The sequence below is a fragment of the Pseudomonas fluorescens genome (assembly GCF_902497995.1).
Lineage (GTDB): Bacteria > Pseudomonadota > Gammaproteobacteria > Pseudomonadales > Pseudomonadaceae > Aquipseudomonas > Aquipseudomonas fluorescens_BK.
In genome coordinates this window covers 1-11156 of record NZ_CABVII010000008.1, presented here as the reverse complement: position 1 = coordinate 11156, position 11156 = coordinate 1, and the positions used below count along the sequence as shown (strand labels likewise).

Here is an 11156-nt window from a genome sequence, read left to right as displayed (position 1 = left end):
GGTAAAACGAGGAAAAACAGCCGATAAAAAAACATTGTGGGAGCGGGCTTGCCCGCGATAGCGGCGGCACATTCAATATGCATCTGACTGACAGACCGCTATCGCGGGCAAGCCCGCTCCCACAGGGGTTGAGTGATGTTCGAAATTTTGGGTCAGGCGCTGGCGGGCATGGCATGCCGCCGATGATGACCTTCCAGCTGGTCCTTGATCACCCGCAACACCTTGGCCTCGTGCTCATGGATGAAAAAGTGCCCGCCGGCCAGCATGTCCACGGAAAAACTGCCGCGGGTTTCCTTGCTCCAGCCGATCAACTGCTCGGTAGTGGCCCGGTCAGTCGTACCGCCGAGCACGTGGACCGGGCACTTGAGCGAGGGTCGCTGAATGGGCTCGAATCGACCGCAGAGAAGAAAGTCCGCCCGCAGCACCGGCAGCGTCAGGCTCATCAGCTCTTCGTTGGCCAGCACTTCTTCGCTGGTGCCGTTGAGGGTACGCAATTGCTCGATCAGCTCGGCATCGGTTTTCGGTTCGGCGAAGCCCCGATCGTAGTCGGCACGCATCGTCGGCGCGGCCGTGCCCGAAGCGAACAGCGCCACCGGCTCCGGACAGCCCAGCGAGCGCAAGGCGTGGGCCATTTCACAAGCCAGCAACGCGCCCAGACTGTGACCGAACAAAGCGTAGGGTGCCCTGAGTGTGGCTTTTTGTTCATGGGCCAGTTGCAGCGCCAGGCGCCGCATGTCGGTGTGCAAGGGTTCGCCAAACCGCGCACCACGCCCGGGCAACTCTACCGGCTGCAGTTTCAGCCACTCCGGCAGTTTGCGCCGCCAGCGGCTGTAGACCATGGCGCTCGCGCCTGAATAGGGCAGGCACAGCAATGTCAGCTGGGTCACCGGGCTTACCTCAAAAAGTTGTCTGTATAGGAGAACGGATGAGGCAGGACTTGAATTAGTCGAAGATCCAAATGTGGGAGCGGCGGTGCGGCGATCCGACTTGCTCGCGAAGGCGGTGGGTCAGTCGACACTGGTATCGACTGACCCACCGCCTTCGCGAGCAAGCCCGCTCCCACAATTTGATCTCTATTTCAAGTGGCGAAAGCTTTGCACCGCCGAACCAAGCACCACGGCGCCGGCCGCAATCGCCACCCAAAACCCGCTACGGGCGCCAAAGGCATCTACCAGCCACCCCGAACTGGCCGCGCCGATCGCCACGCCGATACTCAACCCGGTCACCAACCAGGTCAGGCCTTCGGTGAGCTTGGCCGGCGGGACGATTTGCTCCACCAGGGCCATCGCAACGATCAAGGTCGGCGCAAAAAACAGCCCGGCCACGAACACCGCCAGCGACAAGCCAAGAATGTTCGCCGCCAGCAGCAACGGCAAGGTGGTTACCGCCGTCGCCACCCCGCCGTACAGAAACAACCGAGGCAACGGCACCTTCGAACGCAACGCCCCGAAAGCCAATCCCGCCATACACGAGCCAATCGCGTACACCGACAGCACAATGCTCGCCGCCGCCGGTTGGCCCTGCTGCTGGGCGAAGGCGACGCTGACCACATCGATCACACCAACGATGGTGCCCATGGCGACCATCAACAGCACCAGCCATTGAATCTCGCTGGAACGAATGATCGAACCTTGATGATGTGCTTCATGGGGATGCACGGGCGGCTCGGTGTCGCGTTGCAACACAAACGCGGTGACGCCGATCGCCAGCATCAGCAACGCCGCCAACGGCCCGGCTTCGGGAAACGCCACCACGCACAAGCCCACCGACAGCGGCGGCCCGACGATAAAGCAGACCTCGTCGAGCACCGACTCCAGGGCATAGGCGGTTTGCAGCTCAGGCTGGCCACGATACAACTCGGTCCAGCGGGCCCGCACCATCGCCGACATGCTCGGCATGCAACCGGCCAGCGCGGCGAACAGGAACAAGGTCCAGTTCGGTGCCTGCAGGCGGGTGCAGAGCAACACCAGCAACAACGCCCCGCCACCGACCAGCGCCGAGATCGGCAAAATGCGCCGCTGCCCGAAACGGTCCACCAGACGCGAAACCTGCGGCGCGCAAAATGCCGTGGCCAAGGCAAACGTGGCGGCCACCGCACCGGCCAACCCGTAGCCACCCTGCAACTGTGAAAGCATGGTGATCAGGCCGATGCCGGTCATGGAGATGGGCATGCGCGCGATCATGCCCGCCAGCACAAAAGCCCGGGCGCCTGGGGCGTTGAACAGCTGGCTATAGGGGTTTGGCATAGGTTGCAGCTCTCATCAAGGGCCTGCAAGTTGCCATAGGGTTGATCAAGGGGAAAGCAGGTAATTGTTGGTTGACTGTTAATGGCACGCCCGCACCGTGTCAGCCCCGAACGCTGGCGTTGCGATGCACACCTGACCTATGCACGGCAATGACCGCCCAGTACTTTCAAGCATTTAAAAAGCAATGCGAGCAACTTCCCCTAGAACTCTACAAATTACATAAATTCGTAGAAGCGAAAAATGGCCTCACTCAACATCCAAACAATCTAAGTAGACGCTTGATTTCTCGAACATCTACAACTAATTTTTTGCCCGAGACCTATCTTATTTTCACTACGCAGTCGGTCAGCAGTAACACCCAGTAGCGAAGACACAACGGAGTCCAGCTATGGAAGAGTTACTCATTCTGGTCGATACGCACGATCGAAAACGGGGCTACGCCCCCAAGCTGCAGGTTCACCAGCAAGGCCTGCTGCATCGCGCTTTTTCCATTTTCATTTTTGATCAGGACGACCGCGTCCTGCTGCAACAACGCGCTTTGGGCAAGTACCATTCTCAAGGGCTGTGGACGAATGCCTGTTGCGGCCATCCCCGGCCTGGCGAACGGACGATGGCGGCCGCGCAACGTCGTCTGCAGGAGGAGATGGGCCTGACCTGTCCCCTGCACGAAGTTGCCACGTTGCTCTATCACGAACAGGTGTCAAACCAGCTCATCGAGCATGAGTACGACCATGTCTTCGCCGGCATCAGTCATACCGACCCCATAGCCAATCCCGAAGAGGCTCACAGCTGGCAATGGTTGGAGCTCTCGCAAATTCCTGCCCGCATTGCGGCTGCCCCCGACACGTTCAGCATCTGGTTCCGCCGGATATTTGAAACCACCAGTCCTGCCGATTTAAAGGGCTGGAAGCGATTGGCACAGACGGCGCTTAAATCCGGCTGCGATAACTAATCGTTTGCGCGCGGCGAATACCCGACACGATATTCACCGCAACTCACACCAACACTTTGAACCTGGTGACTCATACAGACTGCCGCTGAAGAAAGGAGATCCCCATGACTCATCAGCCGACCCTGGTGGCAGGCGCTCCCGCGCTGACGCTTGCACCTTTTGTGGTGCGCCCGCTGCGCTGTCCGCCCCCGCTGCGAATCGATGAAGCACTCGGAAAGGAGGTCAATGATCGACTGATGTCCTGGGTCAAGGGCATCGGGATCTTTGCCGGCAAGCTCGATAAAATCCGTGATTCGGACTTCGGTCGCTACGCCATGCTTTGTCATGCGGATACGGACGATCCTGAGCGACTCTTGCTGCAGGGCCAGTGCCTCGCGGCGCTGTTCGCGGTCGATGATCATTTTTGCGATGACCGTTCGCTCGGCTGTAGCCCCGAAACGGTCGCCCCTCGCCTTTCGTTTGCCATCGCAGCCATGGACCCGGTCTACCTGCCTCGCCCATTCGACACGGACCTGGATCGCCAACTCGATAGCGACCCGGTTCTGGTGGGGCTGCGCGCTTACATGAAGCGCGTTGAACAGTTCTGCACGCCATCACAGGTCGCGCGGGTTCGCCAGATAAGCATCGCCATGTTTGTGACCATGGCCGCCGAAGGTGCCTGGCGCATCTACGGCACCAAACCGACAATTGCGGAATATCTGGCCAGCAGACAGGTCAACAGCTTTTGGCCTTGCCTGGTATTGATCGATTCGATTGGCGGGTACGAGGTACCGGCCAACCTGTATTCACAACCCGAGGTCCACCGCATCACCGCACTGGCGTCCCTCGCGACGACACTGGTCAACGACCTTTACTCTGCCTATAAGGAACACGCGAACGAGGTGGGAGAGTTCAAGCTGCCTTACCTGCTTGCCACCCGACACAATTGCACCCTGCAACAGGCGATCGATCACATTGCCGATATTCACGACGATGTCATGTGCGATTACGAAGCCGCAGAGCGCACACTGCTGATCAGCGCAACGCCCTTGCTCAAACGCTACCTCACGGGCCTGAAAGCATGGATCGCTGGGAACTGGGAATGGCACAAACACAGCGCGCGATACCAGGTTGAACCGATTCCACTGAATCGCACCGAGCGCTGATCGGCATCGAGCGCCCGCTCGGGAGGGGCTATTGTGGTTTGCAGACATCGGCCACTGAAAATCTTTTCATTTTTCGACCTGAACTCTGTCTGCAGCTCGCCAGTCAGCTAGTTAGGCCCTCAGTTCAAGGCGCAATGCTCATGCGGATTTCCCTCGACCGACAAATCGCCCTGATCACCGGCGCCAGCTCCGGCATCGGCGCCGCGGCTGCCAAAGCGTTGGCCACCGCCGGTGCCGCGGTGGTGATCAACTACCATTCCCAGGCCGAACCTGCCGAAGAACTGGCCCGGCAGATCAATCATGAAGGCGGTCGCGCCATCGCCATCGGTGCTGACGTTTCCAAAGAGGAGGACGTCGAACGGCTGTTTGCACAAACCCTCGACGCCTTCGGTTGTCTGGACATTCTGGTGGCCAATTCCGGGATGCAGAAAGACGCCGCCACCATGGACATGACCCTCGCCGACTGGAACCAGGTGATCGGCGTCAACTTGACCGGGCAGTTCCTCTGCGCCCGCGCCGCGCTACGGATTTTCAATCGACAAGGTATCCGCGAAGGCGTGTCCCGGGCCGCCGGCAAGATCATCCACATGAGTTCGGTGCACCAGCGAATCCCCTGGGCCGGTCACGTCAATTACGCCGCGTCCAAGGGCGGCGTCGACATGCTGATGCAAACCCTCGCCCAGGAAGTCAGCCACCAGCGCATCCGCGTCAACGGCATCGCGCCGGGGGCGATTCGCACCGCGATCAACCGTTGCGAAACTGCAGGCGGCGCCGAGCAGGAACTGCTCAGACTCATCCCCTACGGCCGGGTCGGCGAGGTCGAGGACATCGCCAACGCGGTGGTGTTTCTCGCCTCCGATGCCTCCGACTATATCGTCGGCACCACCCTGTTCATCGACGGCGGCATGAGCCTCTACCCGGAGTTTCGCGGCAATGGCTGATCATCATCTTGAACGACAAAGCGCCATCGACGCCCACGGCATCATTGGCGACATGCGCAGCGCGGCGCTGGTCAACGACAAGGGCAGCGTGGACTTTTTCTGCTGGCCGGAGTTCGACAGCCCTTCGATCTTCTGCTCGCTGCTGGATACGCCCGAGGCCGGCATTTTCCAACTGGCGCCGGACCTGCCCGACGCCCGCTGCGAACAGATTTACCTGCCCGACACCAACGTGCTGCAAACCCGCTGGCTCAGCGACCGCGCGGTGGTGGAAGTCACCGACCTGCTACCCATCGGCGACAGCGAGGATGATCTACCGGTGTTGATGCGGCGAGTGCGGGTAGTCAGTGGCCGGGTCACCCTTCATATGCGTTGCGCCGTGCGGCACGACTACGCGCGCGCCCGGACCCGCGCGCGCATGGATGACAAACACGTCACCTTCGAGGCTGCCGACCAGCCATCCCTGCGCCTGTCTTCGGATCAGGTTTTACGTATCGACGGCAACGCAGCGGTGGCCGAGTTCAGCCTCGAACAGGGCCAGAGTGCCGAGTTCCTGCTCGGCGGCATCGACGATCCGCGCTTCAAGGAAGGCGGCGCCACTCTGTGCCTGGAACGGACCCTGAAGTACTGGCGCGACTGGTCAGCTCAATCCAGTTACCGAGGTCGCTGGCGAGAAATGGTCAATCGCTCGGCCCTGGCGCTGAAGCTGCTGACCTCACGCAAACACGGGGCGATCCTCGCTGCCGCTACCTTCGGCTTGCCGGAAACGCCCGGCGGCGAACGCAACTGGGACTATCGCTACACCTGGATCCGCGATGCGTCATTCACGGTCTACGCCTTCATGCGCCTGGGCTTCGTCCAGGAAGCCAACGACTATATGCGCTGGTTGCGCGGGCGGGTCAGCGATTGCCAGGGCAAGCCGATGAAAATCAACATCCTCTACGCCATCGACGGTCGCCAGCAATTGCCGGAAACCGAACTGCCGCACCTGTCCGGCCATGGCGGCGCGGTGCCGGTGCGCATCGGTAATCAAGCTTATGATCAAATCCAGCTCGACATCTTCGGCGAACTGATGGACGCGGTGTACCTGGTCAACAAATACGGCGACGCCATCTCCCACGAGGGCTGGAAACACGCCGTGGAAGTGGTCGATCAAGTCTGCGGGACCTGGGACCAAAAGGATGTCGGCATCTGGGAAATGCGTGGCGAACAACATCACTTCCTGCACTCGCGACTGATGTGCTGGGTTGCGCTGGACCGCGCGATTCGCCTCGCGTCCAAACGCTCGTTGCCGGCCCCGTTCGCCCGCTGGGACCAGACCCGACAGGCAATCTACGCCGACATCTGGGAAAATTTCTGGAACGAGGAACGTGGGCATTTCGTCCAGCACATCGGTGGCACCGCCCTCGACGGCTCGATGCTGCTGATGCCCCTGGTGCGCTTCGTCAGCGCCAAGGATCCGCGTTGGCTGTCGACCCTGCAAGCCATCGAAAAAACCCTGGTGCGCGACGGCATGGTCTATCGCTACCGCAACGAAGACAGCCAGATCGACGGCCTCGCCGGCACCGAAGGCGCCTTCGCCGCCTGCTCCTTCTGGTACGTCGAATGCCTGGCCCGCGCCGGACAGGTGGAGAAGGCCCATCTGGAATTTGAACAACTGCTGCGGTTTGCCAATCCGCTGGGGTTGTATGCCGAAGAATTCGACAGCCATGCCCGGCACTTGGGCAACACACCACAAGCGCTGACGCATCTGGCGCTGATCAGCGCGGCGTGTTTTCTGGATCGGAAATTGAGTGGGGTGAAGAATTACTGGCAGCCGTGAGACCGAGGTGCCCCCTTCGCGGGCAAGCCACGCTCCCACAGGTTTTACGTCGTTCGCACATAGCGTGTTCGACACAAACCCTGTGGGAGCATGGCTTGCCCGCGAAGAGGCCATCAGCCTCAACAGAAAACCAACTGAATGCCACTGTCCGCTAAAACGTGCCAGAAACGTCGCTTTTTACGACGCGGCTTGTAGGAAACTCGAAAAAATACGGCTCCCTCAAGTACCTCGCCCAATGGCAGGGGTTTCGTGGGGAGGATCTGGATATTGATCTGAGTGAAGATCGGGCATTGATCTGTTCCAGGACCAAAATGGTGGTGACCTTTACGCCGGATCGGTTGAAGGGCTGACGCAAAACCGCTCGCGATAGGCTTGCGGCGTCACGCCCATGGCGCGCAGGAAACTGCGCCGAAGCGTCTCTTCGCTACCGAACCCGCATTGCACCGCCACTCGTTTGATCGGCAGTCCGGTATCGCTGAGCAACCGTCGGGCGGTCTCGACCCGAATCAGTTCGATCGCCCGCGCCGGGGTCTGGCCGGTGTCGGCGCGGTAGTGGCGGACAAAGCTGCGCTCGCTCATGCCGGCCTGCAAGGCCAGGGTCGGGATGCCGAGGTCCATGCTGAGGTTTTCGCTGATCCAGGCGTGAAGATCGTCGAAACGGTTGCCTTCCTTCTGCAAGGACAAGGTCACGCTGAACTGTGACTGACCGCCCGGACGCTTGAGAAACACCACCAGTTGCCGGGCGACTTCCAGCGCCATAGTGCGACCGAGGTCTTCTTCGACCATGGCCAGCGCCAGGTCGATACCGGCAGTGACGCCGGCCGAGGTCCATACCGGACCGTCGTTGATGAAAATCGGATTGGGCTCGACCCGCAGGCGTGGATGTTGCTGCGCCAACTGCTCGCAGCGGGTCCAGTGGGTCACCACTCGCCGGTCATCGAGCCAGCCGCTGGCTGCCAGCAAAAACGCCCCGGTGCACACCGATGCCACCCGGCGACATCCCTTCGCATGCTCACGCACCCACGCCACCAGCGACGTATCTTGCGCCGCTGCATACACACCCCAGCCACCGGCGATGATCAAGGTGTCACTGGCCTCCTCCGGTAACGGCTCGGCCAGCAACGCCAACCCCGCCGACGACATCACCGCTCCACCGCCGCTGGCGATCACCGTCGGCGCATAAGGCAGCGCCATGCCTTTGTGGCGGGCGATGTCGTTGGCCGAGGCGAATACCTGCAACGGCCCGGTCACATCGAGCAGTTGCACGTCGGCGAAGGCAAGCACATGAATGGCTTTAGGCATGTCTGGCGTAATTCGTGGGTTGATTGGCGTATGCGCCAAATCCTACGAGCCTAAATTTAAGCCGTCCACCCACTTCATGAGAAAAAACACCATGACGTTGCAGATCGGTTTTCTGTTGTTTCCCCAGGTTCAGCAACTGGACCTGACCGGCCCTTACGACGTACTGGCCTCGCTGCCGGACGTGAAGGTGCATTTGATCTGGAAGGACCTGATGCCGGTCACCGCGAGCACCGGCCTGGTGCTGAAACCGACCGTGACCTTCGACGATTGCCCGGCACTGGATGTGATCTGCGTTCCCGGCGGCAGTGGCGTCGGGCCGTTGATGGAGGATGACGAAACGCTGGCGTTCATCAGGACCCAGGCGGCTAATGCGCGTTATGTCACGTCGGTGTGCACCGGCGCACTGGTGCTCGGCGCCGCAGGCCTGTTGAAAGGCAAGCGCGCCACCACTCACTGGGCTTATCACGAGCTGCTTGAGCCACTGGGCGCAATCGCGGTGAAGGATCGGGTCGTGCGCGACGGCAATCTGTTGACCGGTGGCGGAATTACCGCGGGGATCGATTTTGCCCTGACCCTGGCGGCTGAGTTGTTCGATAAGGACACGGCGCAGCTGGTGCAACTGCAGCTGGAATACGCGCCGGCACCGCCGTTCGCTTGCGGTAGTCCCGAAACCGCTCCGGGCAGCGTGCTGGAGCAAGCCCGGCAACGGGCGGCCGGTTCGTTGAAATTACGCTGCGAAATCACTGCGCGAGCAGCCGCGAAGCTCGATCGGATGTCGGCACGCTGATCCATTCCGGCCGGCAGTCAGTCATGGCTGTCGGCGCTCTTGGGCCAGAGCGATGCAAAGCGGACTTTCCATCGCCGACAAAAAAACCCGCCGAAGCGGGTTTCTCAAGACCATGGCGACATCCTGTCTGCGGCCATCCAGGCCTATGGTCGATCATCCGTGATCCTGAGTGCATCCTGCTACTCAGTTGATGGGTCCAGAATAAGCGCTTGGATGAAGCATAAACAGAGGACATACCAGCGCTCTGGTGTAAGCGATTGACCATCCGGGACCTGAATCGCCCGCGACCCATGTGTGCGAGCCTGCTCGCGAAGCAGGCAATGCGGTGTATCAGAGCGACCGCGTTATCGTTCTTCGCGGGCAAGCCTCGCTCCTACAGGGACGGTGATCCCGCATTTTCGGCAGACGACAAAAAACCCGCCGAAGCGGGTTTTTCCCAAGACCATCGTCGACTCCCTGTCGATAGCGAATCCTTGCTGATGGCCGATCATCCATGATCCTGAAGCACTTCCTGTGCTTCAGTTGATGAGGTGATATTACGCTTCGGATCCAATCCTTGATAGACGATATCGTTACTATCGCGTGTAGGACATTCGCTATACCCGCGGATCGGCCAGCCTGGGGTCCGGACATTTCGCCCTCACTCTTGCTGATGCTCGCGAGCCTTGGCGCTGACTTTCAGAAACTCTTCGATATTGCTCATTTGCTCATCCCAGCCACGGCTGTCCATACGGAATGCCTTGAGCCTGCGCGACTGCGGTATGTGATCAAACCCGGACTCGGTGACCTTGAGCAAGGTGCCCTCATCCATGTCCTCGAGTTCAAACTTCACCAGCGTGGTGGGTTCCTGGGAGTAATCGACTTCCGGCTCCACGGCATACGGGTGCCAGCGAAACGAAAACACCCGCTCCGGCTCGACCCGCTCCACCAGTACATTCCACAGCAAGTGCTCGTAACCTGGGTATGTGATCTGCCCCTGGGTCCACTCACCGGCGACAAAACGCTTGCCTTCCAACGCTACGCCAAACCACTGGCCGAACGCTTCGGCATTGGCCAGCACACGCCACACGTGCGAACGCGGCGATTTGAGCAGGATCTTCCTTTCGATGCGATCTGATGCTGGATTCATAAGTCACCTCCTGTACTGAACAGTAGGCCTGTAAGACCACAAGACCAACCCTAAGTTGTATCAATCGGGCTGCGCAAGCAACCCTGTCTGTAGTATTTGGCTGCATTTACGGCGGTAAGTTCGCAATTTCCTTGCACTTCTCATTACAGCACAGGGGGGAAACTAGGGGTTGGCCACCTGCTTGGCTACACTGCCCTCTATGTCCATGCCCGCAGCGAGAATCTCCATGCACCCACGCGTTCTTCTGGCGTTGTCGCCTTTGCTGCTCACCTCCCTTGCCCATGCCGTGGACTGCGACAATGCCGCGGATCAGGCGACGATGAACCAGTGCGCGGCGCAGCAGCACAAGGCGGCGGACAAGGAATTGAATGCGCTGTACCAGCAGATCACTGCGCGCTTGACGGCCAATCCGGATAGCAAAAAACTCATGGTCAGTGCTCAGCGCGCGTGGATCGCTTTTCGGGATGCCGAGTGCAAGTTCTCGGCGTCCGGGGTGGGGGGTGGCAGTGTGTATCCGCTGATCTTCAGCAATTGCATCACTGACCTGACCAAGGCGCGGGTGGAGACGTTCAAGAATTACTTGAAGTGTCAGGAGGGGGATTTGAGTTGTCCGGTGCCGGGGGCCTGATTCTCTAGCGTCTGTCAGGGCATCATCGCGGGCAAGCCCGCTCCCACAGGTTATCGGTGTTCGTTTGAACAACTCATACCCTGTGGGAGATTCTATGGTTGAGGGGAAGCCTCAACCTGCTTTCGGTTGGTATTCGCTCTGCCCTTTCAGTAGGGCGAATACGATTCGAGCGAGTTTGCGAGCCAGTATCACCAGTGCTTGCGTGGT

At 60.1% G+C, this 11156-nt stretch carries 10 protein-coding genes; 6 read left to right on the top strand and 4 right to left on the bottom strand.

Translation table 11 applies throughout. The features are described from left to right. Positions 1-152: 152 nt before the first annotated feature. Together F8N80_RS11375 and F8N80_RS11365 are read right to left on the bottom strand one after the other, a co-directional pair. Positions 153-887, bottom strand: a complete 735-nt coding sequence (locus F8N80_RS11375) for a thioesterase II family protein (RefSeq protein WP_150745376.1) — start codon at positions 885-887, stop codon at positions 153-155. 186 nt (positions 888-1073) lie between these two features. Further along, positions 1074-2246, bottom strand: coding sequence for an MFS transporter (locus tag F8N80_RS11365; protein ID WP_150783882.1), 1173 nt, complete (start codon positions 2244-2246; stop codon positions 1074-1076). Positions 2247-2634: 388 nt separating this feature from the next. Between F8N80_RS11365 and idi the strand changes: the two genes are divergently transcribed. The 4 genes from idi (at position 2635) to F8N80_RS11345 (ending at position 7103) form a co-directional block, all read left to right on the top strand. Beyond that, positions 2635-3198, top strand: coding sequence for an isopentenyl-diphosphate Delta-isomerase (gene idi, locus F8N80_RS11360; RefSeq protein ID WP_150745378.1), 564 nt, complete (start codon positions 2635-2637; stop codon positions 3196-3198). Between the two features lie 161 nt (positions 3199-3359). Beyond that, positions 3360-4343, top strand: a complete 984-nt coding sequence (locus F8N80_RS11355) for a terpene synthase family protein (RefSeq protein WP_150783881.1) — start codon at positions 3360-3362, stop codon at positions 4341-4343. A gap of 140 nt (positions 4344-4483) precedes the next feature. Next, positions 4484-5284 (top strand): glucose 1-dehydrogenase, encoded by an 801-nt coding sequence (locus F8N80_RS11350; protein ID WP_150783880.1) that lies wholly within the window; start codon positions 4484-4486, stop codon positions 5282-5284. Beyond that, a complete protein-coding gene (locus tag F8N80_RS11345; protein WP_150783879.1) occupies positions 5277-7103 on the top strand; it encodes a glycoside hydrolase family 15 protein in 1827 nt (608 codons plus the stop codon). Before F8N80_RS11350 ends, F8N80_RS11345 begins: the two co-directional genes overlap by 8 nt. A gap of 324 nt (positions 7104-7427) precedes the next feature. Here the strand turns inward: F8N80_RS11345 and F8N80_RS11335 are convergent, their stop codons facing one another. Further along, complete coding sequence (locus F8N80_RS11335) at positions 7428-8405, bottom strand: GlxA family transcriptional regulator (protein ID WP_150783877.1); 978 nt, start codon at positions 8403-8405, stop codon at positions 7428-7430. Between the two features lie 91 nt (positions 8406-8496). Here F8N80_RS11335 and inhA point away from each other — a divergent pair, with 91 nt between their 5' ends. After that, a complete protein-coding gene (gene inhA / locus F8N80_RS11330) occupies positions 8497-9192 on the top strand; it encodes an isonitrile hydratase (RefSeq protein ID WP_150783876.1) in 696 nt (231 codons plus the stop codon). A gap of 640 nt (positions 9193-9832) precedes the next feature. Here inhA and F8N80_RS11320 read toward each other — a convergent pair. Beyond that, the gene (locus F8N80_RS11320) at positions 9833-10321 is read right to left on the bottom strand and encodes an SRPBCC family protein (protein WP_150745385.1); all 489 of its coding nucleotides are present in this window, start codon (positions 10319-10321) and stop codon (positions 9833-9835) included. A gap of 226 nt (positions 10322-10547) precedes the next feature. On the opposite strand from F8N80_RS11320, the gene F8N80_RS11315 reads away from it, so the two are divergent. Continuing rightward, a complete protein-coding gene (locus F8N80_RS11315) occupies positions 10548-10949 on the top strand; it encodes a lysozyme inhibitor LprI family protein (protein ID WP_150783874.1) in 402 nt (133 codons plus the stop codon). Positions 10950-11156: the final 207 nt, after the last annotated feature.

What these genes read in the sequence shown, in the direction of transcription:
- idi (WP_150745378.1), top strand. Translation starts at nt 2,635, where the DNA reads ATGGAAGAGTTACTCATTCTGGTCGATACGCACGATCGAAAACGGGGC.
- F8N80_RS11350 (WP_150783880.1), top strand. Translation starts at nt 4,484, where the DNA reads ATGCGGATTTCCCTCGACCGACAAATCGCCCTGATCACCGGCGCCAGC.
- F8N80_RS11345 (WP_150783879.1), top strand. Translation starts at nt 5,277, where the DNA reads ATGGCTGATCATCATCTTGAACGACAAAGCGCCATCGACGCCCACGGC.
- inhA (WP_150783876.1), top strand. Translation starts at nt 8,497, where the DNA reads ATGACGTTGCAGATCGGTTTTCTGTTGTTTCCCCAGGTTCAGCAACTG.
- F8N80_RS11320 (WP_150745385.1), bottom strand. Translation starts at nt 10,321, where the DNA reads ATGAATCCAGCATCAGATCGCATCGAAAGGAAGATCCTGCTCAAATCG.
- F8N80_RS11365 (WP_150783882.1), bottom strand. Translation starts at nt 2,246, where the DNA reads ATGCCAAACCCCTATAGCCAGCTGTTCAACGCCCCAGGCGCCCGGGCT.
- F8N80_RS11315 (WP_150783874.1), top strand. Translation starts at nt 10,548, where the DNA reads ATGCACCCACGCGTTCTTCTGGCGTTGTCGCCTTTGCTGCTCACCTCC.
- F8N80_RS11335 (WP_150783877.1), bottom strand. Translation starts at nt 8,405, where the DNA reads ATGCCTAAAGCCATTCATGTGCTTGCCTTCGCCGACGTGCAACTGCTC.